At 59.5% G+C, this 23,270-nt stretch carries 24 protein-coding genes and 1 pseudogene; 11 read left to right on the forward strand and 14 right to left on the reverse strand.

What is annotated here, in order from left to right:
- The first annotated feature begins 372 nt into the window (after positions 1–372).
- Positions 373–2,244, forward strand: coding sequence for a sensor histidine kinase (locus AB7245_RS32360; RefSeq protein ID WP_135217043.1), 1,872 nt, complete (start codon positions 373–375; stop codon positions 2,242–2,244).
- Between the two features lie 573 nt (positions 2,245–2,817).
- On the opposite strand, the gene AB7245_RS32365 is transcribed toward AB7245_RS32360, so the two are convergent.
- The gene (locus tag AB7245_RS32365; RefSeq protein WP_283017262.1) at positions 2,818–3,441 is read right to left on the reverse strand and encodes a hypothetical protein; all 624 of its coding nucleotides are present in this window, start codon (positions 3,439–3,441) and stop codon (positions 2,818–2,820) included.
- Between the two features lie 255 nt (positions 3,442–3,696).
- On the opposite strand from AB7245_RS32365, the gene AB7245_RS32370 reads away from it, so the two are divergent.
- The 3 genes from AB7245_RS32370 (at position 3,697) to AB7245_RS32380 (ending at position 4,629) form a co-directional block, all read left to right on the forward strand.
- A complete protein-coding gene (locus AB7245_RS32370; protein WP_167768323.1) occupies positions 3,697–3,852 on the forward strand; it encodes a hypothetical protein in 156 nt (51 codons plus the stop codon).
- 67 nt (positions 3,853–3,919) lie between these two features.
- A complete protein-coding gene (locus AB7245_RS32375) occupies positions 3,920–4,093 on the forward strand; it encodes a hypothetical protein (protein ID WP_167768324.1) in 174 nt (57 codons plus the stop codon).
- A gap of 272 nt (positions 4,094–4,365) precedes the next feature.
- Positions 4,366–4,629 (forward strand): hypothetical protein, encoded by a 264-nt coding sequence (locus tag AB7245_RS32380; protein ID WP_080586857.1) that lies wholly within the window; start codon positions 4,366–4,368, stop codon positions 4,627–4,629.
- Positions 4,630–4,869: 240 nt separating this feature from the next.
- Here AB7245_RS32380 and AB7245_RS32385 read toward each other — a convergent pair whose 3' ends face one another.
- Positions 4,870–5,085 carry a cold-shock protein gene (locus tag AB7245_RS32385; RefSeq protein WP_063981915.1) on the reverse strand — a complete coding sequence of 72 codons (216 nt, stop codon included), beginning with the start codon at positions 5,083–5,085 and terminating at the stop codon, positions 4,870–4,872.
- Positions 5,086–5,277: 192 nt separating this feature from the next.
- Here AB7245_RS32385 and AB7245_RS32390 point away from each other — a divergent pair, with 192 nt between their 5' ends.
- Positions 5,278–5,445: a hypothetical protein gene (locus AB7245_RS32390; RefSeq protein WP_167768364.1), complete on the forward strand. Its 168-nt coding sequence runs from the start codon at positions 5,278–5,280 to the stop codon at positions 5,443–5,445.
- A 992-nt stretch (positions 5,446–6,437) separates the two neighbouring features.
- On the opposite strand, the gene AB7245_RS32395 is transcribed toward AB7245_RS32390, so the two are convergent.
- Positions 6,438–7,472: an IS110 family transposase gene (locus tag AB7245_RS32395; protein ID WP_063981913.1), complete on the reverse strand. Its 1,035-nt coding sequence runs from the start codon at positions 7,470–7,472 to the stop codon at positions 6,438–6,440.
- 77 nt (positions 7,473–7,549) lie between these two features.
- Here AB7245_RS32395 and AB7245_RS32400 point away from each other — a divergent pair.
- Positions 7,550–7,847, forward strand: a pseudogene (locus tag AB7245_RS32400) (SOS response-associated peptidase); the annotation flags it as partial.
- 631 nt (positions 7,848–8,478) lie between these two features.
- On the opposite strand, the gene AB7245_RS32405 reads toward AB7245_RS32400, so the two are convergent.
- From AB7245_RS32405 to AB7245_RS32415, 3 genes are all read right to left on the reverse strand, one after another.
- Entirely contained in the window at positions 8,479–8,775 is a 297-nt protein-coding gene (locus AB7245_RS32405) for a DUF3551 domain-containing protein (RefSeq protein ID WP_346283374.1), read from the reverse strand.
- A 286-nt stretch (positions 8,776–9,061) separates the two neighbouring features.
- Positions 9,062–9,541, reverse strand: coding sequence for a PH domain-containing protein (locus AB7245_RS32410; protein WP_354076562.1), 480 nt, complete (start codon positions 9,539–9,541; stop codon positions 9,062–9,064).
- 609 nt (positions 9,542–10,150) lie between these two features.
- Positions 10,151–10,597, reverse strand: coding sequence for a hypothetical protein (locus tag AB7245_RS32415; protein ID WP_187387982.1), 447 nt, complete (start codon positions 10,595–10,597; stop codon positions 10,151–10,153).
- Between the two features lie 398 nt (positions 10,598–10,995).
- Between AB7245_RS32415 and AB7245_RS32420 the strand changes: the two genes are divergently transcribed.
- Together AB7245_RS32420 and AB7245_RS32425 are read left to right on the forward strand one after the other, a co-directional pair.
- Complete coding sequence (locus AB7245_RS32420) at positions 10,996–11,379, forward strand: response regulator transcription factor (RefSeq protein WP_346283375.1); 384 nt, start codon at positions 10,996–10,998, stop codon at positions 11,377–11,379.
- Positions 11,380–12,172: 793 nt separating this feature from the next.
- Positions 12,173–12,421 (forward strand): hypothetical protein, encoded by a 249-nt coding sequence (locus AB7245_RS32425; RefSeq protein WP_063981910.1) that lies wholly within the window; start codon positions 12,173–12,175, stop codon positions 12,419–12,421.
- Between the two features lie 179 nt (positions 12,422–12,600).
- Here AB7245_RS32425 and AB7245_RS32430 read toward each other — a convergent pair whose 3' ends face one another.
- A complete protein-coding gene (locus AB7245_RS32430; protein WP_135217019.1) occupies positions 12,601–12,939 on the reverse strand; it encodes a hypothetical protein in 339 nt (112 codons plus the stop codon).
- 246 nt (positions 12,940–13,185) lie between these two features.
- Between AB7245_RS32430 and AB7245_RS32435 the strand changes: the two genes are divergently transcribed.
- On the forward strand, positions 13,186–13,824 hold the full coding sequence (locus AB7245_RS32435) for a response regulator transcription factor (RefSeq protein WP_063981908.1): 639 nt from the start codon (positions 13,186–13,188) through the stop codon (positions 13,822–13,824).
- Between the two features lie 239 nt (positions 13,825–14,063).
- Here AB7245_RS32435 and AB7245_RS32440 read toward each other — a convergent pair whose 3' ends face one another.
- Together AB7245_RS32440 and AB7245_RS32445 are read right to left on the reverse strand one after the other, a co-directional pair.
- Positions 14,064–14,264 (reverse strand): hypothetical protein, encoded by a 201-nt coding sequence (locus AB7245_RS32440; protein WP_283017265.1) that lies wholly within the window; start codon positions 14,262–14,264, stop codon positions 14,064–14,066.
- A 2,053-nt stretch (positions 14,265–16,317) separates the two neighbouring features.
- Entirely contained in the window at positions 16,318–16,575 is a 258-nt protein-coding gene (locus tag AB7245_RS32445) for a hypothetical protein (protein WP_135217021.1), read from the reverse strand.
- 419 nt (positions 16,576–16,994) lie between these two features.
- Between AB7245_RS32445 and AB7245_RS32450 the strand changes: the two genes are divergently transcribed.
- Together AB7245_RS32450 and AB7245_RS32455 are read left to right on the forward strand one after the other, a co-directional pair.
- On the forward strand, positions 16,995–17,201 hold the full coding sequence (locus tag AB7245_RS32450) for a hypothetical protein (RefSeq protein ID WP_187387981.1): 207 nt from the start codon (positions 16,995–16,997) through the stop codon (positions 17,199–17,201).
- Between the two features lie 308 nt (positions 17,202–17,509).
- Entirely contained in the window at positions 17,510–18,208 is a 699-nt protein-coding gene (locus AB7245_RS32455; RefSeq protein ID WP_063986196.1) for a recombinase family protein, read from the forward strand.
- A gap of 233 nt (positions 18,209–18,441) precedes the next feature.
- Here the strand turns inward: AB7245_RS32455 and AB7245_RS32460 are convergent, their stop codons facing one another.
- From AB7245_RS32460 to AB7245_RS32480, 5 genes are read right to left on the reverse strand one after another with little or no spacing between them, the layout of a single operon-like run.
- Positions 18,442–18,852, reverse strand: a complete 411-nt coding sequence (locus AB7245_RS32460) for a hypothetical protein (protein ID WP_187387980.1) — start codon at positions 18,850–18,852, stop codon at positions 18,442–18,444.
- A gap of 45 nt (positions 18,853–18,897) precedes the next feature.
- Positions 18,898–19,680, reverse strand: a complete 783-nt coding sequence (locus tag AB7245_RS32465) for a hypothetical protein (RefSeq protein ID WP_245328585.1) — start codon at positions 19,678–19,680, stop codon at positions 18,898–18,900.
- Positions 19,680–20,168 (reverse strand): hypothetical protein, encoded by a 489-nt coding sequence (locus tag AB7245_RS32470; protein WP_063981902.1) that lies wholly within the window; start codon positions 20,166–20,168, stop codon positions 19,680–19,682. The genes AB7245_RS32465 and AB7245_RS32470 overlap by 1 nt, the downstream gene beginning before the upstream one ends.
- Complete coding sequence (locus tag AB7245_RS32475; RefSeq protein WP_187387979.1) at positions 20,165–22,972, reverse strand: DNA-primase RepB domain-containing protein; 2,808 nt, start codon at positions 22,970–22,972, stop codon at positions 20,165–20,167. The genes AB7245_RS32470 and AB7245_RS32475 overlap by 4 nt, the downstream gene beginning before the upstream one ends.
- Positions 22,963–23,211 (reverse strand): hypothetical protein, encoded by a 249-nt coding sequence (locus AB7245_RS32480; RefSeq protein WP_245328584.1) that lies wholly within the window; start codon positions 23,209–23,211, stop codon positions 22,963–22,965. Before AB7245_RS32480 ends, AB7245_RS32475 begins: the two co-directional genes overlap by 10 nt.
- Positions 23,212–23,270: the final 59 nt, after the last annotated feature.

Raw genomic sequence — 23,270 nt, forward strand, 5'->3', positions numbered from 1 at the left:
TTTGCACGCCGCGCGGTCGCTTTTGGCCATTACGCTGTGCCTGACAGCCGCCTCAGTTGGCGGCCTCTTTCATGTTCGGGGGTAAAACTGGGATGTCGCTCATTTGCCCAAGGGGGACCTGCTGAAGGCCAGCCCGAATGTCCGCTTCTTGCCGTGAGACCTTGGCCGCGTCGCCGCCTCCGTTGTGCCCGTCTCGTCATCCACGCAATCTGTAGCGGCTTGCCTGGCCCGCGCGGCCCGCACGCGGTCCAAAGGACAGGAGCCTTGTGATCCCTAGCAGCCGCAGCACGGCTCACAGCGCCGGTTTTGCCTATTAATCGTTTGGTCGAGCCGCTACGGTATTCGGACTGCGGACTTCGGAGTAGGACGGGAATGCTTTTCTGGACTGCTGCTCTATCTTGGCGATCTTTTTGCGCGCGGACCCTCATCGCTGTGCTGGCCGTCGCATTATTGCTGGCGATGCAGGGCCAAAGTCAGGCGGCTGATCCAGAACCCAAGCGGGTAATGATGCTGCATTCATTCGGTCTTCGCTTTAGGCCGTGGACTGATTATTCCGAAGCCCTTCGCGCCGAGTTAAGCCGACGGGCATCCATTGAGTTTCAAGATCACTCGCTATTGAATGCCCGGCGAAGCAGCGACAAATCAGACGCTCCATTCGTCGAGTATCTTCGCACTCTTAATATTGACCAGTCGCCCGATCTGATCATCGCCATCGGCGCGCCTGCGGCCAATTTCGTGCAGGCCCACCGCAAAGACCTCTTTCCAACGACGCCCATGCTGTACACTCTGGTAGAGCGACGCCGCGTGGACTTCGATAAATTGACCAAGTACGATACTGTCGTGGCGATCACGAACGACGATCCTGTTTTCTTTGAAAATATCCTGCACGTCCTGCCTCAAACAACGACCATCGCCATCGTTGTCGGTGCTTCGCCGAGCGAAACCTGGTGGCGCAACGAGGTCGCCAAGTCCACTGCGCGGTTCGCGGATCGTGTGCGATTTCGATGGTACAATGAACTTTCCTTTGAAGAGATGCTCAAGGATGCGGCCAACCTTCCGCCACACAGTGCGATTTTCTGGATTGGGTTGAATGTCGATGCGGCGGGAGTGGCGCATGAGGGTAACAGTGCGTTCGCCCGGTTTTACCGGACAGCCAACGCACCCATCTTTTTTCACGACGAAGCCTTTTTTGGAGAGGGCATCGTTGGTGGGCCAATGCAGATCGTCGCCAGACAAAGCAAGCAGGCGGCGGAAGTCGCGCTCCGCATCCTTGACGGCGAAAATGTTGCCGACATCAAGCCGACGTTTGTTCAACTGGCCGCGCCTATGTTCGACTGGCGGCAAATGCAGCGGTGGGGAATTGCCGAGAGCAATCTGCCGCCCGGCAGCACCGTCTATTTCCGAGAACCAACCGTCTGGGAACGGTATTGGTGGCAAGTCGCACTCACAGCCACGATTATTCTATCGCAAACCGCGCTGATCGCCGGTCTGCTGCGCGAACATCGTCGGCGTCAACTTGCCGAAGTGCAGTCGCGGCAGCGCATGACGGAACTGGCGCATGTCAACCGCTTCTCAACGGCTGGCGAATTGACCGCGTCAATTGCCCACGAAATCAACCAGCCGCTCGGCTCTATTCTCACCAATACCGAGACGGCGCAGGCGATCTTGAAGTCTCCAAATCCGGACATCGACGAAGTAAACGAAATCCTTGATGACATTCTAAGGGACGACAACCGCGCCACCGAAGTCATCCGGAGAATGCGCAGCATTCTGAAAAAGGCACCGTTTGAGCAGAAGCAATTTGACCTCAACGAAGTCGTGCGTGAGACGATCAGTTTTTTTTCAGCGCTGGCGGTTGGCCGGAAATTCCAATTAGTCAGCGCGATCACGCCGGATGCGCTTCCGGTTCTCGGCGACCGCATTCAAATTCAACAGGTGATCTTGAACCTTGTCGTGAACGGGATCGACGCGATGAAGGATACGCCAATCGAAGACCGCATCATCAACATCCGGACTTCGCGCGTCGAAAAGTTTGCCGATCTATCCGTGTCTGATCGCGGCCATGGCATTCCCGAAGACAAACTGAAAGAGATCTTCGAGCCGTTCTACACCAGCAAGGCGGAAGGCATGGGTATGGGGTTGTCCATCGCGCGCACCATCGTGGAAGCGCACAATGGCCAGTTATCGGCGAAAAATCGGGATCACGGCGGCGCGTCGTTTAGGATCAGGCTTCCTCTTGTCTGATGCTCACCAAAGGGTGAATAGGACCACGACCACCACAGCCACGCTGAGAACGATGGTGGCGTATCCGATATAGCATGCTTGCGCCGCTAGTTTGTCAAAAAGCACTACGGCCCCAGTCGGAGGAGAATGACTGGGGCCGTCGGGGCTAGAGTTTAGTACCGCGCTGGTACCTCCGATCATGGCTCAATGACCGAGCCACGACAATTGTCTCGGGGGACATTGTCCTGAGGTACAAGCGACATCGAGACCGTGGTCATCATCGCCATAATGCGGCAAGCGCGGCGCCGGAAGTCAGGCCGAAGTTGCATGGGAACCGGATTATCCGCGCCTGTGGCCGGTGACCCATGGTCGAGCCTGACCACACTGCGAGGCTGGGATAGACGGACGCCAGCACATGACGGCTCGCGTGATGAAGATCAGCAAACGTCGTGAGTATCGCCGCAAGGTGTAGGCCAAGGCCATCGCGATGAAGGGTGGCCGGTGCGAGCAGTGCGGCTTCGAAGATGAACGGGCATTGTGCTTCCGTCACATCAGACCTGTGCGACGTGGCCGCAACGGACTGCGCAAGCAGGCTCAGTCATCGACCAAGTCGCATCTCGCTGTTGTTCGCGGTGAGGGCAAGGGCGTTCTCCTGCTGTGCGCGAACTGCTCCTGCATCGACACGGCGCGAGACTGGACGTTGAGCGTCAACATCAAGCGGACCGCGAAGCGCGCGTGACAGTCGGTGCGAGTGGATGGGTGCGCGCTCAAGTCCAAATTTGGACCGGTTCGCCGTTGGGGTCCTCTGAGGCGGGTGAGTTTGTGGGGGACCGCAGAACCCCACGTCTCGATCGTATCTAACCCGGGTGTTATCCAGATTGCGTTGCGGAAGGGTTTTTTGGGGCGCGCCGACTTCATGAGCAGCGCAATGTCGGTCTTCGAAATTGCGAAGCTGGCCGGATCGACCGGCGCGGCGAGCGGGGGTTCGATCAGCCGCCGCATGAGCCAAGCGCGGAATTCCTGCCGCTCAAGCCGCAGCGCCGCCTTCAGGCCCGCTTGGAAAAACCGCTGGCGCTGCTGCGGGTTGAGGCGCGCCCATCCCTGCATCGTGGCTTCGAACAGATCAGTGCGCCGCATCTCGCGAGCCTTTGAAAAGCAGATGCGGCAAACAAACATCGAAAAACGAAAAACGCAAATATGCTGAAGGGGCGCGGTCACGCGGTCCCGGCACCAATACCCCTTATCGGAAGGACCCTAACGACCTGGGGAGGGTCCGCCTTCTCTCGATGCTCCCCGCCAACGTCATCTCGACGCGGCGGCGCATGGGTGCCGAGAACACGGCGTTGGCGCGCGCGTCACGTCGCGTGGGCCACGCCACAATCAGCCCAAGCGTTGATCTAACGCAAGCACCTCCAAACTGGGTTCCGATCCCATGGATCCTATCTGCTCGCCTACATCGAGAGGAGAACGCAAATGAAGTGGATCATCCTGTTGTGGACGTCCTTCGTTTCTGTCTTGATCGCGATTTATGCCTATGCCTGGCGCGACATGCTCAAGACCAAGCGGGTTGTGCGACCGTACATCGACGACATTCCGTTTCGGCCTAATCGCTATCGTCAGAGCGACTGACTTAAAGCGAACCAACCGGGCGCGGACAGGCGATCGATCGCGGAGGGCAACCAACGGAGCATGGCTGATGATGGATAAAATCCAACGCGCCATTCTAGAAAATCAAGTCATCCTTGCCGAAGCGCTGTGGATGCTCCTGCATTCGCAAGGTATCAGTTCGGACGCAACGCTTCAGAACGTCTCCGCCCGCATCAAGGCTACGCGGAAGCTGCTCGAAGAACACAGCGAGGAGAACCCTTAGCGCGGCGTCGCCTCATCACCCGTCGAGCGCGGCAGCACGTCACCGCAACGGCGACAGGCGGCCCACGGCACCGCCAAGGCCCGGCAGAAGGCCGTACAGTGCGCCGCCAGCGCCGGGCCATAGGACGGACACCGGGAGGGGCAACAGTGCACAGACCCCTCGTTGATCTACGTCAACGTTAGCGATCCTTTAGCGCTCACGCTATGTTCAGCCGCACCTGAGGCGGCTCCCGTCACCTTTCAGTGACGCAAGCGCGAAGAGGGAGGTCCAACATGCATCCGGAGAAGCGTCTTTCGATCAAGTCAGCGACTGTTGCCGGGATTGCTGCTAGCGCCCTGTTGGGGCTTGCAGGTGTCACTCTCAATCCAGCGCCAGCCCAGGCGGTCGTGTACTGCCAGTACGTTGAATATCCGGTGGGTTGCGTTGCCCGGGCAGGCGTCGTGCTGAGGCCTCGTCCGGTGGCGCGCGCTGCGGTCCGTCATAACGCCGGTGGCAATGCAAATGGCGGCGTCAATCGCGTTGGGGCGGGGCGGTAAAGGCTTGTTCGCGGTCACGAGCGAGAAAGAAGCCGTCACCGCTTCGTCCCGGTGGCGGCTTTTTTATCGTCCCGACGCGGACAGGCGACCGAATAGCGAACGGGCGGGACATCACAGCCACGTGGCGGCGACTTTTTGGAACCAAGTCAATACATGCGCAGGAGCTGCGGCGCACGTGCGCCGCAAGGGCTATGCCGATGGCCGCAGGCAACAGATCCAATGTCCGGCGCGGGCAGCATTTCAGGATGAGATCACGAGGTTGACCGCCTTGGGGCCTTTGCCCTTCTTGTCCGGTTCGACCTCGAATGTAATGCGCTGTCCTTCAGTCAAGTCCTTCAGTCCGGCCCGCTCGACTGCGGTGATATGAACGAACACATCACGGCCGCCGTCATCGGGATTGATGAAGCCATAGCCACGCTCTCCATCGAAGAACTTGACCGTACCAACCATGGACATCGCGAAACCCCTCCCCCCGTATTGTAGGCTCGCCATGAAAGCGGACGACCTATTCTTCGCCGAGCCAAACCGAAACGCTTTCTAGGACAGCGCGCCTGACCGGCAAATTGCCCTTAGGGACAATTGCAAGCTTCGGTTCGGTCGCCTTTTATGGGCGCGCGAATGGCGTCGCGCAGGGACAGGGAGGCGCTCATGGGGTCGATGGAAGAGTTCATCCACTATGCGAATTTGATCATCGCCAAGCGGCAGCTTGCCAATCCGAGCATCACGGACAAACACCGGCGGATGCTCGCAAGGCTGGTCGCGCAGGAGGAAGCGAAACGCTTTCACGAAGAGGACGGCGGTCACGCTGAATGCTAGTCCGTTGCCTTTCCCAAATTTGCTGGCTATCGCGTCAATTTTCGCTCATCAGGAGTTTTAGCATCGCATCGCAGGCAGCTTCGGCCTCGTCGAAAGTTTTAAAGGGCGAGCCGGTGATCCTGATCGCGCTGCGGCCTTCATAAACAGGACGCCACGACGCCAGATAACCGGCGCGTCCGTGAAAGCCGGGACGGCAGGGCTTTCATAGCTGATCACGAAAGAATAGCCGTCGCTGTTCGCGCTCCATATTTCCATCTTCTCGACGGCACGCTCGAACTGCAGGGGCATGGCTGTTCACGAGTATTCAAGCAATTCCCGAAGGATCCAAGTCTTTAAAAATTCCCTCCCGGCGTGGTCTGAAGAAGTCGTGCCGCACCGATGGCAATTCAGCTTGCCTATTCACTACAGGGCTTGATCTGGATCAAGCTGCGAGCACCTGCAGACGCTCGTGCCTGTTGGGCCGTCACGCTATCCACCGCAATCTGTGGCGGCTTGCCTGCCCATCGTGTCCGGGCGGAGTTGCTTGCTATCTCTGCGCCCCGCGATATTCTCGATGTGTATCTGAACACTAAGCGTGATCTGTTGGTTGTGCGCAATGGTCTGCCAATTCCTGACGCGTCAGGTAGATGGCGTAAGAAGAAAAAAGTAGCGAGCGTTAGCGAGGACATTAAGCTCGCCGTTGAGAGGCAGGGCTACTACATGCGGAAGCTAACGGACTTCAACAAGTGTTAGTCCGCAAAGCGCATGTGCAACCTCTTGTCTGATTGCGGTTGCTGGCACAAGGGTTCAGCTCGTTACCGACAGCCTGCGAGGCTCGCTCTTGTCTACGAGGTCGACGTTCATAGCCGCCTCACGATGGTAGTCCGAAGATCGGGAGCTGCTATCTATTAGGCGCGTGCTGCAGGCCCAGAGGTTGCAGCGCAGTCACCCCGACCTCGTCCTCGCAGGACGTCGTCCCGCCTTTTCGGCGGATCCGCTGAATTGCTAATTGATCATGCGGTCGCCTCCTCGCGGGTCCATCGGAACTCGCTTCCATCTGCCCAGATCCGATGCATCACGATCGCTAATTTTCGTGCGACTGCTACGACCGCTCGGCGAAGGCCGCGTCGCTTGGCCACCCTTACACCCCAAGCTTTCAATGCGGACCAACGCTTGGTGCGGGTTAGAAGTGCAAGCGCTGCCTGATAAAGTATGGTGCTGAGCATCACATCGCCACACCTCGAAATAGCGCCATTCCGATCGGTTTCCCCAGATGCGTATTTGCGTGGCGTAAGGCCAAGATGCGCGCCAACATCGCGGGAGCGTTGAAAGCGATCCGGGTCATCAATGGTTGTTAGAAACGTGATTGCCGTCAGTGCACCTACGCCCGGTATCGTCATGAGCCGCTGACATGTCGGTTCGCGGCGTACTATTTCAAGTACCATCTTGTGCAGGACGCCGTACTGTTCACGCAGCGCGGCTCGAGCCACAAGCATTGGGCGCAGCATCGCCGCGAGTCGTGGATGGCCATCTGTGAGTTCATTAGTCTGCTGCTCAAACGTCGCTTGAGGTATACGACCAGATAGCTTTAAGCCGAAGACGCGTAAGACGCCGCGAATTTCGTTCTCGATATCGATCTGCTTGATCAAAAGCGTCTTGCGATTGTTGAGAAGCATTCGTAGCTCCTGGCTCACGTCACCCTTGATATGAACAACGGTGTACCAGCCGACCCGCATTACCTGTGCAATGGCGCGAGCGTCGTTTCGATCGGTCTTAATCGGCATCGTCTTAGTCACGCCACGCAGTCTTCGGGGATCGATGCAGACTGCGTGTAAGCCGGCAGCACGCAGTTCGCTGTACAGCCAACGAGCGAGACCACCAATCTCAATCCCGATCTTGACAATGGGCAATCCGCTTTCGTTGAGCCAGGCACCAATAGCCTCCGGTTCCGAAAGTGCCTTGCCCTCGCGAATGACGACGCCATTCTCGTCCACAACACAGATAGCCGTCTCCTTTAGCGAAACATCCAGACCGACATAGTGCTTCATGTTCCCGCTCCTGCTGCCACCGGCTCGCCGGCTTCCCTTCCAGGCTGAGCCTTTCGAGCAGCAACCGCAATCACCCCATCTACAGCATCACCACAAACCAAGCCGCGATCATCGCCCTATTCCGCGTCGTCAACCGCTATGTCGGCAACCTCGCGCCGATGCCGGTCGTGTTTCCGGATCACCCGGTGGTGCGCAACACCGACACGGGCCGCGAGCTGGCCATGATGCGCTGGGGCATGCCGCCGCCACCAAAGTTCGGCGGGCCACCGGTCACCAACATCCGCAATGCCGTCACCGCACTGGCGAGCCTGGCTGAAGCCGGAGAACCGCGGCCTTGTCCCGGCTAACAGCTTCTCCGAGCAACGTCCGCTGCCGGGTGATGCGCTGAGGATCGTGGCGCGTGGCGCCGAAGGAGGACTAAGGCCGTCAAATGAAAGTCGCCGTCGATCGACCTTACCGATCCCCAAAAATCTGCCCGCAAGAGTCTTGAGATCGCTATGCAGTCTAGCTCGGCAAGCGCGCGGCATCGCCGATTAATTTCTTGAAGCCGAGCATTTCAGGCGCTCTAGGTACCGTTTTCTGTCCGCGGCACCCGCCAGGAGATGTTCGGCAATTTCAAGTGCCGAAGGCGACTTCCGCTGATGGAAACGGACGTCAAGCAGCACCTCGTCCAACGCGCGGCGCAATGTGGCTATCGTGGATGTATCGTAGCTCATGTCGGTCGTGTAGCCCGCGCTGACAACAGTGAGATGGCTGCCAAAGGACGCCAGGTCCGTTTGGCCTCTTTACGGCCGCGGTCACACTGAAGATCAAGAATTGTCCGGATTTTATACCCGTTCAGTCGTTTGGTTGTCGCAGATCGATGCACCTACAGCGCCGAAGGCCTCCAGCCGGCGGATTTTGGCTTCGGCGCCAGCGTATGCGGCTCGTGCGAGATCGGATCGAGGGGCGGGCCTCTCCGGGGGCGTCGGCCGCCTCAACCCGAGTCGTCGCGCCCCTGTCCGATCTAGTAGGCGCGACGAGGCCGTCGATAGGCTGGTTCCCGTGGCACTTGTGCGTTCGCAAAATATGGATTGGTAACGCACATGGCGGAGAGGCCCGATGCATTGGCGTGGCACTGCGCCATCGAGCTATAGCCGCAGTAGAAAGTTTCGCCTCCGCCCCAGTACCAACGTTGTAGGCAGATCGGTGCATTCCCGCCATATGTTTGGGCCTGAGTTGGTGCGGCGGTCAAAACCGCGATCGTTGCCCAGATCGCCAAAGCTGGAATGCGCATCAGAATTTCCTTACGGATCGACGCCATCGCATCAGCACCTCGAACCAGACAAAGCCTATTGCTTCAGATCAATTCACATTCGCGCCGACAACATTGCTGGGCCGGAGAAACTCGCAATGCAGGATGATGCTTACTGTCAGTCAATCGGTGCTGCCAAAGGCACCCCACAATATACGAATTGTCGACTGACGGTAACTCAGCAGCGCGAAGACAAACATAATACAGCGTGGGCAGCAGCAATCATATCGGAAGGGAACAATTCCGACGGGAAGCATGCTTTTTGTTGGGGGCGGGTGTCAAACCATGCCGCGATTTACGTGCCAACCGGTCTTGTCGTGATGGCGCTGCGAAATGCGAGAGGCGAATTAACGGTGGAAATGGTTTGCGTACCCTCGCCGACGCCCTGAATGGTGAGGTCGCCATAGTTCAAAAGGCGGCCAAGAACGCTTTGATTGACATCGACGCTCTCAACTTTGTCGAGGCTCATCTCAAAGGTCCGCCTCTTGATGAAACCGGTCTTGTGGACGACCCGCATGTTGGTAACGTCGGTCTCGGTGGTCCAGCGGTGGAACCAAGCCGTCGCCGTCCAGTACAATGCCGCAAGCCCAGCGACCGCCGCCAATACCAACCAAACCAACGTCAGCGCGTCGGCGGCGGCCAGGCGCCACAGCACCAGAAATGCGACCGCCGCGATCCACGCCCCGATTGCAGGCAGAAAGTACACCCAGTGTTCGTTGGTCGAATACAGCACCCTTTCGCCAGGCTGTAGGATTTCGTCAATATAGCGCCCCATACGCCTACCCTGAGTTTACCTATCACCGCAGTAATATGCGCCATTTTAAACCGAGACAGACCTTGATCTATCTCAAGCCTTCCAACGGCCAGCGCCGGAAACTCGCGTTGCTTTCACACGAGAGCCGGACCCATCTCCTGCCGTGAGAAGTCGGGAGGTTAGGGACGGTTAAGGGAGGTGCAGAATGATTAGGTTGATTGCTATTGCTGGCTTCACCTTATCGGTCGCAGTATCGGCGCAAGCCATGACACCTGCGCCGATTACTCCTCCGCCCAACGGCATGATCACGGAAGTCGCTGCTGCCTGCGGCGCGGGTAGGACACGAGTTAACGGTGTGTGCGTCGCAAGAACGACCGTCCGCCATACCCGTCGAGCCGTCCGTAGATGTGCGACCGGAATGACTTGCTAGCGCGCTGATGGCTTAAGCGGTGCAACCATGAGGGCTGAGACGACCCGAAACTGTCCCTAGCGGCATTCTGCGCTCAATGTTGCCCGAAGCCGCTGAAGGAGCGGCTGCTGGGTGTGATGGTCGCCGCACATGATCCAGATTAACGCTGTCGCTCGACTGCCACCAAAAATGGCGCATGGCATTTAACCCAAGACGGGTATTCACCGTCGAAGCGGCGGGGATCGCCACCCTCGTTCCCAGCGTGGCTGCGCTCTCCGTCGTCCTGTTTTGGTAGGTTCAGCCAAGAGGAAGTCTGATCCGGAACATCGCGCCGCCGTGATCCCGTTTTTCTGCTCATACTGCCCGCTGTGCGCTTCAAAACAATAGTGCGCGGCGATCGACAACCCCATGCCCATGCCCTCCGTCTTGCTGATGAAAAACGGCTCAAACACCGCTTTCATTTGTCTTGGGAATGCCCGAGCTGCGATCCGAGACAGATAGCTCGGCAATGTTATCGACGGCGCGAAGTCCGGATGCTGATGATGTGGTTTTCGGTAGGCGTCCTTCATCGCGTCCATCCCGTTCACAACAAGGTTCAGAATGACTTGTTGAAGTTGAATATGGTCGCCAAGGATCGGAAGCGCATCCCGCGTGATCATGTTCGCCATTTTGAAGTTCCGGCTAACAGCCAACGCGGAAAAAAATCTGATCGTCTCTTCCACAACTAAAAGCATTCCCGTCCCGCCCCAAGGGTCCCCAGTCAGTCCGAGTACCGTAGCGGCTCGACCAAACGATGAACAGGCAAAAACGGGTTGTTATCAGCCCGTGCTGCGGCTGCTAACGAGCAGGAGGCTTGTGGACGGCGTGCGCTCGGACGGGACTGGCCGCGCGGAACAGGCAAGCCGCTACAGATTGCGGTGGATGACGTGCCCGCCTACGCCATGGGCAGCGCGAGATGTTCCAAAACGAACGATTGCCGCCTAGTTGACGTGGATCAAAGCCATCGTTTTCCGACTGTTGCTAACGATGGCGTATCGCATTTGACCCGCGAAGGGATTTCTCATAGATGGCCTGCATGCCAGAGCGGGGTCTTGTTCTTGTCGTCGATGACGACGCCGGAATGCTGCGGAGTGTAACGCGACTGCTGCGGCAGTCTGGCTACGAAACCTTGCTATTTCCTTCGGCGGAAGCCTTCTCAAATCACAACGATTTCGACGGGGTGACCTGTGTCATTCTCGACATCGACGTGGGCGGCGTTTCGGGTATCGAAGTGAGGCACCGTCTCAAAGCAGCGAACATTTCTGTGCCAGTCATCTACATCACCGGGAACGACAGCCCAGCCGTTCGCGCGGCTGCGTATCAATCCGGGTGCCTCGCCTATCTGACAAAGCCATTCTCGGCGAATTCGTTGATGGAGCCGCTGCATAGGGCGGCGACGGGGTTGGCGTAGCGCGCCCACTATCCGACGGCTGGCACGGTTCGATGAAAGCCGGGAGGACGCCGCCGCGCGGCGAGACCATGATGGCTGTTTGGGCGGGGCTCAACCACTACTCCTCGTCGTCTGGCCACACCAGCACGACCTTGCGACCGAAGTGATCCGCCAGCGCGTGAGCAAGATCGTCTATCCTGTCAGCTTCGTCCCGCTGATCGGCTGACACTTCTGCTTCTGATTTCGGCACTTCCACGATCCCCCTACTGCGTCCCCGGAACCGAAAATCGTAGGTCTCCGTGATCGCTCTAATTATGACGGTCGAGGGAACAACCGCGCATTTCCAGCCGGTGTGACAAATCTGCACGGTCGCCGGGGCCTCCAGACCTTCCAATGGAGCGGCGCGCCGCTCCGCTGCCGGTCAACGATTGGGCCAGCAAGCATCACCGCGACCGCGACCACAACGGCGATCACGACGATGAAGATCAGTGGCTCGGTTGCGCAGCCTGATCGCCTGCCACCGGATTTGCAGCACCGCCGGTCGTCAACGCCACGTCAGCATCACCGCGCCCGCGATGGTGATCATCACCGCCAGCAGCATCAGCACCTCAAGGTTGGACATGGTCCCCATCGGGATCACTCAAGGTTTAGAAGCGACTTCTAAACTCGTCAGCCCTGCTCATCCATGCTTTTTGGGTGTCCCTTAGGGCACAGGACCCTTCCGCCGGGGTGCGCGAACCGCGCCCCTTCAGCCTTTGCAATTTTCGATTTTTGAGTTTCACTCGCCGAATTCTCGTTATTAAAAGGTCGCGAGATGGCGCGTGATCTGTTCGAGGCCACGATGCAGAGATGGGCGCGGCTCAACCCAGCGCAGCGCGAGCGGTTCTTCCAGGCGGGCCTGAAGGCGGCGCTGCGCCTTGAGCGCCAGGAATTCCGCGAATGGCTAATGCGGCGGCTGATCGAGCCCCCGCTCGCAGCGCCGGTCGATCCGGCCCGCTTCGCCATCTCGAAGGCCGACATTGCGCTGCTCATGAAGTCGGCGGGCGAAGCACCGCTCGAATAAGCGTCCGCTATCAGACAGTTTCGCGGCGTGCCGTCTCCGCAACGCAATCTGGATTTCGTCCGGGTTGAATACGATCGTAGGGCTCCGTTCTGCGGTTCCCCCACGAATTCACGCCCTGAGAGGACCCCAGCCCCGATGGCGTCCCGCAAGAGGGTCCCTCACCGTCACCGCATCGACTGTCACGCGCGCTTCGTGCTTCGCTTGATGCTGACGCTCAACGACCAGTCCCGTGCCGTGTCGATGCAGGAGCAGTTCGCGCACAGCAGGCGGGCGTCCTTGCCCACACCGCGAACATCAGCGAGATGCGACTTGGTCGATGACTGAGCCTGCCTGCGCAACCCGTTGCGACCACGCCGCACAGGTCTGGTGTGGTGGAAGCGCAGCGCCTGTTCGTCGGCAAAGCCGCATTGCTCGCACCGGCCACCCTTCAGCGCGATGGCTCTGGCCTTCACGTTGCGGCGGTACTCTCGGTGCTTGCTCTGCTTCATCACGCGGGCCGTCATGGTTGCTGGCGGCATTCTATCCGATCCTCACCACGTTGATCAGGTAGTAACACCACCTCTAGCCCTCGCGACGAGAGGAAGTGGCATCGCGCCCGTCGTTAACGCTCCCTTCACCATGTCCGAGCATCATCGGTCCCGTCCTTTCTGGGACACGGTGTTGCGTGCGTGAGCGAGAAGGAGCCGTCACCGGGGCATCGGTGACGGTCTTTCGTCGTCTAATGCCCGAAACCTAGACCCATTCGTCCGGGGAGAACTCGATCTGTGCCGGGGCTCATCCATCTCGTTGACGACGACCAGTCATTCCGGACGGCGATAGAGCGTCGCTTGAAGCAGGTCGGGTACAGCGTGGCGACCTACGCTTCCGCCCAGCAGTTGCTCGACCGGCTACCGAGCGATAACGAGCCAGGCTGCATCATTCTCGACGTGCAGATGTCCGGCTTGGACGGTCCGGCTCTGCAAAAGCGGCTGAGCGAACTCGGGTCATCGCTGCCGATCATTTTTCTCACCGGCTATGCTGACACCCCGACCATCGTACGGACGCTGAAGGCGGGTGCGCACGACTTCCTCACCAAGCCGGTACAAGGCGATGAACTGCTTCGCGCCATTGAGAAGGCGCTCGCACATCAGCAAACATGGCGCGATCAGCAGAGCGCCTTGGACAGCATTCGCGCTCGCCTCGCGACGCTGACGCCGCGCGAGCGGCAGGTTTTCGAACTGGTCATTCGCGGCAAACTCAACAAGCAGATCGGCCACACGCTGGGAGCGACCGAGCGCACCATCAAGGCCCATCGCCACATGGTGATGGAGAAGATGCAGGCTCAAAGCTTGCCCGAGTTGGTTTCGATGGCCGAGCGGATCGGCATTTTGAACGACCACAACCGAGACCGACCAGCGAGCTAATTGGTCAAGATCGCGCGCCCAGCGTCATCGCCAGATCAGAGATACGATTGACGCCACACCAAGAGCGGCGATTGCCCAGATCAAAGCATTGATCCGCAAGAACTGACCGCGTGTCATGATGCACCTCATGGAGGCCTAATGGCGAAGCAGTTCAGCCGAAGAGCGGCAAGGCGACGATAACGGGCGTCCCGCCACCCACCATGGGACCACGGGAGGTTCGCGCCGTCGTCATCACTGTCTCAATCTTCCTTTGGCTGCACGTCGTCGGGGTACACGTCTGGCGGTTGGACGGTCACTGGCGGGGATAGCTCGCCAGCTTCGTCTTTAAGTTTGGAGGCGGCTTCAATAAGCCCGACAGCAACAGCCGGATCGGAGGTGGCCTTTGCCATTTTGAGCAGCGCCGCTGCCGCTTCGCGCGCGTGGTAGTGGTTCTTGGACAAGGTACGCCAGCCCCAAAGTTTGGCGCACTAACGCTGCAGCCTGAGTTTCCGTTCCGCAGCGAAAGTATAAAAGTGAACCGAAGAAAGCGGATTCGTCAGACACCAAGGTCACAGGACGGCCCGAACAACCCCGCCAGCGCCCAAGAGGGCAATCCGGTCGATCGCATGCGCGGACTCGCAGGGGACGCCCTGGTGGGCGTCTGTCCCGTCGCACATGTGAAGACGCGCACGGCCCGCAGACGTACCAGAGCGCGTCCCAAACGCGTTAGATCGCGTCCCTGAGAGGGATCAGTGCCTGAAGATCGGGAGGTTGCAACCACAGCCAGAAGCCCTGCGATCTTTCCTGTGTAAAGCCCGTGCGCGCTGTTTGTCTGGAACGTATATCGCTGGCGGCCTCGCCGTCGAGAAACGTCGCTTGAGAAATACGATAACCAATTGAAACAACACGGTCTTTCTGATTGATCCGAATTATCGATCGACATTGTTGCAAAAGTCGAAAATCGAACAACCGTAAAAATCGCGAAAGCTAATCTCAAGGCCTCTCCGCTGCTGCAGCGGTTGTCAGTGCCATTATGGAGATCGGGGATCGATTTTGGATCAGTTGATATGGTCCCTCACGTCGGCGCCCGCAAAACGAATTAGTGGTTCTAAGAATTTTTGTTCGACGCACCAAAAAGAGTTTTGCAACAATATCCTCCGGAAGCGGACTCCAATCTGCGCATTGAGTACATGCCCTGCCTACTTGACCCATCCCGGTCGGGGGTCTTCGGCTTCAGGCTTTGCTTCACCGGTTGTTCACTGGCACCTTTGCTACCCGTCGCGAATGTTACAGTGTCTTCGTCGCAACACCTCTTTTGTTTCATTCGGAGGAGCATACTTTGGACTCGCGCTCCGATTTGCTCGGTGCAAGCTTTGCGATGGACCGGGCGGGCCGATTGAGCAAGCAATCAATACTGAGGAGCCCGGCAATCCCGCAGGGCGCGAATGCTCTGCGGGAATTCCGGTAGTCGGAGAGGCAAACAATGACGTTCAGGTCGTTGCTCATTCTCGTCGCCATCTGCTTTTCGACAACAGCGCTCGCTCAGAGCGCGTCCCCAAAGGTAGGCAACAGGCCGGCGGTTCAGGCAAAGCCGAAAGAGCAGACCGGCTGCAAACTCGTTGGAACGGTCCGAGGCACAAAGCTATGGGCCGGTGATTGTGTAGGAGTTGAGCTGCTCAAGGGCACGACGGAAACGACCCCGCCCGATCAGAAGGAATGAAAGCGGCCCCGGCGGGGGCTGGCTTCGCGCGGGGCCGCTCACTCCCCTGCACGCAAATCTATCGTAACTGTAAAAGTTCGCACCAGGCACGCCATCCTGGCATGGGCGCAAGTGCATGAAATTATGGAAGCAGCGCTAACGCGATGAAGACAACGATGCTTTCACGAACGGCCCTCTTGCGCGAAGTCCGCTTTTCCAGCGTGCAGCTCGTTACTTTAAGTTTCCGGCAGTCGATACCAGCGCGTGTCACGAAACGGTCGCATGGAACTCTTAAGCGAAATTAAGACTTTGCCCGAGTTTTGGTTAGCGAGTGTGGTTTCCACGCTACGGCCGCTCCGCCTTGTCTCATCTACCAATACAGTTGGAGTCGCAGGCATTCCTGCCTAGCCCCTTCGGGGACAACGGAAGCGGATTTGAGGAAAGCAATGAAGAAGATTTTGGTAAGGGCTATTGGCGCAATGGCGCTGGCGGCTAGAAAAACCCTGGCATGCCGCCGACAAAGAACACTTTCTTGAATTTGACGTTGATGTCGAACGCCGCGCCGCCACCATCTGCGTAGATGCGGCACTATACGGACCGCCGTTGTACACCACGTTCTCAACGCGCTTATCGCCTCAATATCTAGCCGCCTTACCGGAGCGAGCCAAGGCAGTCGGCGATTACTGACCCGGCCGGAGCTACAGGCGGTTGGCGGGAGAGACCTTTGTCGGGGTTCGTGCGATTGTCGACGACGACGCGCGTCGGCCGCAAGCCACCACGCCCAACCGTTGATGTCCAGTTGTGCAATCGTCGATTTACGGAACTTCGCGGCGCGAGATGCGCATTTCCAAATTGGCGCGCGGGATCATCTGATCTGCAATCGTGAGGGCCGGACCATGCGCAGCAAGAGTTTCAAAGGTCTCGGGCTGATATTGACGACCAGCCGCGTCAGTTATGTACACGTCCCAACCCGCGTCGTGAAGCGCGAGCGCGCGCTCGACTGCTGAACGAGAATTAATTCTCAACGTCTGTTGGACGTTTCCGTCTTTTGACGAGTGGATCGTGAAGGTCAAGGCTACCTCCTCGCTTCCCTGCGGATGGAGCCCAACACATCGAGCAAACGACAACAAGAAAATTGCATCTCGCAACGCGGCAGCTGACTGAGCAAGCGCAAAGCACACTATTCTTGCTCGGCATACAGTCGTTCGGATGAAGAGCGATCCGCCGGGCGCTCCGTAAGTCTCCAGCGCTGTCTCGAGCGCGGGACCTTCCACGCCCACCCTCGCCGCCCGTGCACTTAGCAACCCAGCGCGGTAATAGCGTATCTTACGTCGGGCGGGCGCTTTTTGTGCTAGGGTATGCGCGTGACGCGCAGCGCCGGACGCCGCCAACAGGAGGGGGAGGTTCACCCCGCACACCATTGCCGCGAAAGAAAATCCCAACTGATCTGCGGTCGCTCGCACGGGGCCACACCGCGCTATGTGTCAAGGTGTTGGCTGGGATCGTCAGCCAAGAGACCGTGCCACCGGCGGCGCGCGTGGCGGCGGCAGGCATCCTGCTGGATCGCGGCTGGGGTCGACCGATCCAGCCGCACACTGACGAGGATGGCGGGCCGATCCGGGTCATCATCCGCCAGATCATCGATTCCGGCAGCGAAGCCGAGCCGCTGCTGATCGAACATGAAGCTCTGAAAAAATAGGCCCTTCGATCAGCCTGCACCTTGTTGCAATCGAGGTGATTAGCACAGGGCATTCCGCCCTGAGCACGGGCGGAATAGTCGGCTTGTGCTACCCCTGACCATTGGACATCGTTTGCTCCGTTGCTTCCAGAAGGCTATTTGGCGACCACTCATGCGTTATTTCAGCAGGCCAGTGGGTAGCCCCTAACCACGCTGCCCCTCTGTGAATCTCCGGCCGCCCATGGCGCGGCAGGTGCGCCTCCTCGTGTGTCGGCTATTTGCAAAACACCAATACGTTCGATATGGTGTTTTGCAAATGCAGGCAGGACATGGTCAGACACGACGGCAAGTATGTCAGTTACCTCAGAGTTTCGACCGGTAAGCAGGCTCGATCTGGCCTAGGCCTCGAAGCGCAGCGCACGGCGGTCACCACATGGCTCAACGGCGGCCGCTGGAAGCTGGTCGATGAAGTCGTCGAGATCGAATCCGGCAAGAGCGACAAGAACCGGCCGGCATTGCAGCGGGCACTGGATGCTTGCCGTCGCTACAAGGCTAAACTGATCATTTCGCGGCTTGATCGTCTGTCGCGTGATCCGGTGTTCCTGCTGAGCCTACGCGATGCCGGGATCGATTTCGTCGCGCTCGACATGCCGGAGGCCAACCGCATGATGGTCGGTATCATGGCAATGGTCGCCGAACAGGAGCGCGAGGCCCTCAGCCAACGCACAAAAGACGCGCTGGCCGCCAAGAAGGCGCAAGGCGTCAAACTCGGCAATCCGCGCCCGGAAACGCTGACCTTCAACGATCCCGCCGCCGCCGCCGCCGCCGCCGCCAAGTCCGGTGCTGCGGTCCGTGAACAAGCGGACCAGTTCGCCAAACTGATTCGTCCGATGTTGCAAGGCGAACTCGCCGGGCTAAGCGCCAACGCCAGCGCACATGAACTTAATCGTCGCGGCGTTCGCACCGCTCGTGGCGGCAAGTGGACGGCGCGCGCGGTCATCAACGTGCGCAGTCGCCTCGCAGATTGAGGCCCACCTCCCGTGAACGGATCGGAATCGTTCAGCGGGGGGTGGGGAGATACCGGGGTATAGGTCCGGATTTGATCAGGCTGGGACTCCGGTACCGGTCATTGAAGCTTGTTTTCGCCCACAGTTGATTGCCCGACGGTGGCCGCCGGTCGGTAGGAAATGAATGCGAAAATCGATGCTCCGCTCGGGTTGTTACCGGGGGCAATATGCCCCCCGATCAATGAACCAAAGGTTCAGAACGGCGGATCGTCCTCAAACTCCATCTGACGCTCGAGGCCGCGCTTCGCGAGGCAGATGCCACGCTGAACAATATCGAACGGGACATCCCCAAACTGCGATTCAACGATGTCGGAGATGACATTGTCCAGCGTCGCCCCCGTTCGAGCGCGCTCTTTCAGCAGTGCATCACGGATGTCCCGTGCCGTCATTGGCCGACGCGATCGGGCCAGTTGGTCATGTTCCAATTGCAAATCGGTCGCCGCGCTGCACAGGCGCCGGATAGTCAGCACCAACACCGCTTCGCATTGCGAGGGCTCCATGTGATGCTCAAGCTTGAACTTCAACCAATCATCCGCCGCAAACCAAGGGGGGCTCGCGGTGACGCACATGTTATACAGTCGCCGAGCGAGATCGGTAGTGTCCATGGTTTTGTCTCCTAGGTGTTGCCCGGCAGCCGGCCGGGTGCGGTTTCAATCCCGATCGCGCCGTCGCATCAGCGCCGACCGGGTGTGATCGAGCGGAGGCAGGCGCTCCCAGCCATCCGCCTCAAACCTCGCAACGTCGGCATGCCGGACGTAGCGGCACACTGCGGAGGAACCCGGTCGAGCGGCTGTCACGCTAGATGTCACGCGAAGCCTGTTGCGATGGGCGCGCTGCCTACACCTCTCGGAACAGAACCGCGAACTGGATCGCTGTGGCTCGTAAGCATTCCGGCAGTGTTCACACAGCCGGAATCGTAATTCCGGCGTTGACCCCTTCGGGTGAAAGATCGGTCCCCCGGCATGATCGACTGAGAATCGATACCAAGCGCAATTCTCCTTGCCGGTGTGCTTGGAGCCCTCAATCCATTTGACCCGGCCGATTGCCACTATGTCCGTGGCATAGGGCAAAAAGGGTGCTGCCTGTTTGGTGTGCGCCCAATCCGCATCCAGAAGCAGCCAAGTCGGCCGGATGCTCTGGAAGTGCGCGATCAGCCTGTGCATCAGGTTGCGAGACCAAGGCGGGTTCGTGATGATCACGTCGGCTGCGCCGTAATGGTCGAGCGCAAGCGCATCCTGACCGCTGCGGATGTCGCCGCTGTAGACGCAAGCCAGCCCGAAAGATTCCAGATGCCGGACAAGGTCGCCATTGCCCGCACAGGGCTCGGCAAAGCTCTTGACGCTACTAAGGTACGGGATCAGCGGCACCACCGCATCGAGTGGCGTCGGGTAGAAATCAGCCTCGCGGCGCTCGAAGTTGGATCGCTTGCCCATTAGCCAGCCCCTAGGGTCAGCGATAAGGCGGCGGCTACCGTCGCCTTCCGATCCGCATGCCATGCTGCCCAGCAGCGCGAATGCAGCCAGGCGTGACCGGTCGGTTCGGTGCCATACGGCAGCAGCTCGTCGTAGGTGTCCTCGCTGGCACCGCATTCGAGACAGCGGCCACGCGGAGAGCAGACCGGATGGCGGTTCAGCCATTCGACAACGCAGCATTCAAAGGCGCGAGCCTCGGCGGGCGCCCGCGGCAGTCCGCCATCGAACTCGGCAATGCCCGCCCGTTCATTAAAGTAAACTTGCCAGTCCTCAGCCGACCATCCGTCACCGGGCCGGAGCAGTGCCACGACCTCGGCCTTATGCCGGGAAAGTGCATCGAGAACGGCGGTCGGCGGTGCCGAGGTTCCCCTCAACGCGAGATCGTCGCCATCGAGTGCGAGTTCTATACCGGCGGCCCGGGCCGCCTTGAGAGCCTCGACCGCGCTCATAGCCGCGTACTCCACCCCGCGACAGTTTCTTCAGCCGATGGAGCGGAAGGCGGAAAAGGCGGTAAAGGCGGTGATCTAGCGGGCACCACACGCCAGGCGGCGCGCCCGTCCGCTTCGGTCCGTTGAAACTTAAATCCCCCAACGATCCGGTCGGCATTCTTCTTCAACAGCCAGCCCAGCTTCGAACGGTTGATCTCGCCGCGCTCCTCCACCGGGAATTCGCGCATTGCATCGAGCAGATTGGGGTAACTCTTCGCCGCCTCAACCGCCTTGCGCACGGTCGTGGCACTTTCACCGAATACGGCATGCCATTCTTGCATCAGGCCGCTGAGGGCATCACCATCCGGATCGTGACGGATCTGTTCGAACAGCGCCGTCGCCGGATCGGGGTATCCGAGCCACATCAACGGATACCTACAATAGTCCGACCACGCGCCGCTGTAAGTGACAATGCTATCAGCCGGAGCACGAGGCGAACCTGCCCTGCGCCACGCCTGAATGATCGTCAGCACGGCGGCTACGTAAGCGCCGCGCCGCTGGCGCACCTTATCGACTGGAGCGCCTTTGTAGGTCATCGTCGCTGGTGTCGGGCAGCGAGGGTCGAGATGGATCGTCAGTACGCGTCGCAGCAGATCGCGGACCGGACCGACGTTATTTCCGGATCCGAGAAACAGGGCGCGCGTGCTGACCGTCGCCGTCTTGCTCACCCCGAGGATTCGATCCGTAATCGTCTCCGCCGTGAGCATCCTCTTGATGATGCCGTGCGGAATCCAGTCGGTGTCCATGTCGTCGAACTCGACGCAGGCCGGGCTCGTTAACAACAAGGACAGAATGACCTTGGTCGCTTCCTCCGAGGTCTTGGGATAGCTCACCTTGGCGTTGCCGCCCGGCCCGGAGAAGGCACCGATCAGTTCGCAAAGGTAGGTCTTACCGCTTCCAAATATCGGCGCTCGGACGTGAAATGCAGGCGCATGTGGCAACGTCGGGCGCACCACGGCGGTGAAGATGGCTGCCAGAGCAGCAGCCTTATCGTGGGCGGCCAGGAAGTGGAATTCGGTGAGCAACTCTTCCAGCAGGGTCAGTGCCGCGCGAGCCGCATCAGGTGTCGCGTCAGGGATTACGAAATGCCGAGCATCGAACACGCCGAACCGCTGTGCGGTTTTGTCATAACCAGGCTGCTTGACGAGTTCGCCGTCCGATTCACGGAAATACGGTTGCCGCGCCACGCCCGCCAGGGGCGGCAAGTAGCGATAGTTCTGTGCATCGAACAGGATGCCCATGTGTCGTGCCGGCGGATCGCAGCGCACCCAGTCCTTCGCTCTGCCGTCATATTTCTCCCATGTCGCCGCGACTGACAACTCGCGCGTCAGCGCCGGTGCGCTGGTCGGCACAATCGACGGATCACCGCTGGTAGGATTAGTCGCGACCGAGACAATCAAGCTTCCTGCCTGGTAGTGCCGCTCGCGGTTCGCCAGTTCCTGTTCGGCGGCGTCCACGACGCGGTGCAGGTCACCGGCCACGACACGAATGACCGGCTTATGCCGGGCTTCGGCGACGGGCACACCGATGAAGTCGAGCAGCGCCAGAATATGGAAATTGTCACGGTGCGAATGCTGGCAGCAAAAACCGCCAATGGGAAAGGACTCGTCTGGCTCAAAATAGCCCGCCGCCGTGTCCAATTCATCGGTGTGCTCATGGACCCACGGACACGTCATGTCGTGCTTGCCGGACCCCAAGGGGGTCTTGTAAAGCCCCCGCGCCTTGAGCGCCGTAATGACCGGGTTCTCCTCCGCCTTCGGAGTCAAGACGTCGTCCGCGTCGTGGCCAGAGCGGAGCGGAACCCTGGTGAATGGCGCAGAAGCCTTTGCAGGCTTCTTCTTCGGCCGTCCGGTGGGGACGAGTTCCAATTCTAGCCGATCCACAATCTCCTGTGGCGAGTAGCGCTTGCCAGGCCGCCATTCGATCAGGCGGCACCGGAACGGAACGCCGGCCTCGTCCGCGTATTTCGGTTTGCCGTTGATGGCCACCGGCAACCGTGCCCAGCGGCTCAACGGCCCCCTAGCCCCTGCGTCGCACAGACCCGCGTCGATCACCGAATTGAGCAAACGCACGGCAACCGCGCCATCGGTGATCGCGGAGTTGAGGATAATACCGCCCTGATAATTTTCAGGGCTGGTCTCGATCAGCCAGGACAATTCAAAATCACCCAGCCGATCCAGCGGCACCTTGGTGCCCAGGTCATCGAGCAGCAGGAAATGGCAGGCGGCAAACTGCGCTTTGCGGGCCTTGAACGACCCGTCTTCACCAGCATAGAAACTTGAGCAGCCGAGGTAGTTGTTGTGCTCTGGCACAACGATCGAGGGCACCCCATCGACCCTGCGCGCCACCCATCCGCCCAGATTCGGGTTGCCAGGCTTCGAGCATACGGCTGCAAAGGCACCGTGGGGTAGTTCCGCGATAACCGCCGCAATGAACTCAGCGTTGGTAATCCGAAAAGCACCGCCTTCGCCGCCTTTACCGGCTTCCCCTTGCCCGAAAGGCAAAACTGTCGGCGCGTTCTTCGCAGCAGTGATAGTCTCGGTTGCCCTCTTCCCCAATCCTTCCGATGCGTCACGCGCCTTCTCCGCCGCAACATTCGCATTGGAGGCCTTGAGCTCGGCGACACCGATCGATTCGTCGTTGGCTGTATTCACTTGGATGACGAGCTGCGAAGGAACGCCCGGGGCGAGAGGATCGTTTCCATTGCAGCGTCGGCAGGCCGAATGCGGAAGCCCGTGCAGGCACTCGTCCACGGTTACCGCCATGGCAGGTCACCCTGCGTGGCACTTTCGCGCTCACGACGCCATTCGGCCGCGGATTCCAGCGTGATCAGCGTGCGCGCGCCGACTTTCATCTCGCGCGGGCCTTCACCCTTCTTTTTCAGCTTGTAGAAGAATCCCGCACTGATGCCGTGGGCGGCGCAAAACTCGGCGATGCTGAGCGCCAAGCGCGGCATTGGAGGTCGCGGCCGGTCGGCAGCGAACTGGGTGCGGGATTTCGGCATGCTCAGCACCTCGATTAGGGCTGGCACCGCTTGGCGAATGCGAAGATCGGAACTATAGT

The sequence above is a fragment of the Bradyrhizobium sp. 604_D8_N2_3 genome (genome assembly GCF_051810765.1).
GTDB classification, from domain to species: Bacteria; Pseudomonadota; Alphaproteobacteria; order Rhizobiales; family Xanthobacteraceae; genus Bradyrhizobium; species Bradyrhizobium barranii.

What these genes read in the sequence shown, in the direction of transcription:
- AB7245_RS32360 (WP_135217043.1), top strand. Translation starts at nt 373, where the DNA reads ATGCTTTTCTGGACTGCTGCTCTATCTTGGCGATCTTTTTGCGCGCGG.
- AB7245_RS32370 (WP_167768323.1), top strand. Translation starts at nt 3,697, where the DNA reads ATGAAGTGGATCATCCTGTTGTGGACGTCCTTCGTTTCTGTCTTGATC.
- AB7245_RS32375 (WP_167768324.1), top strand. Translation starts at nt 3,920, where the DNA reads ATGATGGATAAAATCCAACGCGCCATTCTAGAAAATCAAGTCATCCTT.
- AB7245_RS32380 (WP_080586857.1), top strand. Translation starts at nt 4,366, where the DNA reads ATGCATCCGGAGAAGCGTCTTTCGATCAAGTCAGCGACTGTTGCCGGG.
- AB7245_RS32385 (WP_063981915.1), bottom strand. Translation starts at nt 5,085, where the DNA reads ATGTCCATGGTTGGTACGGTCAAGTTCTTCGATGGAGAGCGTGGCTAT.
- AB7245_RS32390 (WP_167768364.1), top strand. Translation starts at nt 5,278, where the DNA reads ATGGGGTCGATGGAAGAGTTCATCCACTATGCGAATTTGATCATCGCC.
- AB7245_RS32395 (WP_063981913.1), bottom strand. Translation starts at nt 7,472, where the DNA reads ATGAAGCACTATGTCGGTCTGGATGTTTCGCTAAAGGAGACGGCTATC.
- AB7245_RS32405 (WP_346283374.1), bottom strand. Translation starts at nt 8,775, where the DNA reads ATGGCGTCGATCCGTAAGGAAATTCTGATGCGCATTCCAGCTTTGGCG.
- AB7245_RS32410 (WP_354076562.1), bottom strand. Translation starts at nt 9,541, where the DNA reads ATGGGGCGCTATATTGACGAAATCCTACAGCCTGGCGAAAGGGTGCTG.
- AB7245_RS32415 (WP_187387982.1), bottom strand. Translation starts at nt 10,597, where the DNA reads ATGGCGAACATGATCACGCGGGATGCGCTTCCGATCCTTGGCGACCAT.
- AB7245_RS32420 (WP_346283375.1), top strand. Translation starts at nt 10,996, where the DNA reads ATGGCCTGCATGCCAGAGCGGGGTCTTGTTCTTGTCGTCGATGACGAC.
- AB7245_RS32425 (WP_063981910.1), top strand. Translation starts at nt 12,173, where the DNA reads ATGGCGCGTGATCTGTTCGAGGCCACGATGCAGAGATGGGCGCGGCTC.
- AB7245_RS32430 (WP_135217019.1), bottom strand. Translation starts at nt 12,939, where the DNA reads ATGCCGCCAGCAACCATGACGGCCCGCGTGATGAAGCAGAGCAAGCAC.
- AB7245_RS32455 (WP_063986196.1), top strand. Translation starts at nt 17,510, where the DNA reads ATGGTCAGACACGACGGCAAGTATGTCAGTTACCTCAGAGTTTCGACC.
- AB7245_RS32460 (WP_187387980.1), bottom strand. Translation starts at nt 18,852, where the DNA reads ATGGACACTACCGATCTCGCTCGGCGACTGTATAACATGTGCGTCACC.
- AB7245_RS32465 (WP_245328585.1), bottom strand. Translation starts at nt 19,680, where the DNA reads ATGGGCAAGCGATCCAACTTCGAGCGCCGCGAGGCTGATTTCTACCCG.
- AB7245_RS32470 (WP_063981902.1), bottom strand. Translation starts at nt 20,168, where the DNA reads ATGAGCGCGGTCGAGGCTCTCAAGGCGGCCCGGGCCGCCGGTATAGAA.
- AB7245_RS32475 (WP_187387979.1), bottom strand. Translation starts at nt 22,972, where the DNA reads ATGGCGGTAACCGTGGACGAGTGCCTGCACGGGCTTCCGCATTCGGCC.
- AB7245_RS32480 (WP_245328584.1), bottom strand. Translation starts at nt 23,211, where the DNA reads ATGCCGAAATCCCGCACCCAGTTCGCTGCCGACCGGCCGCGACCTCCA.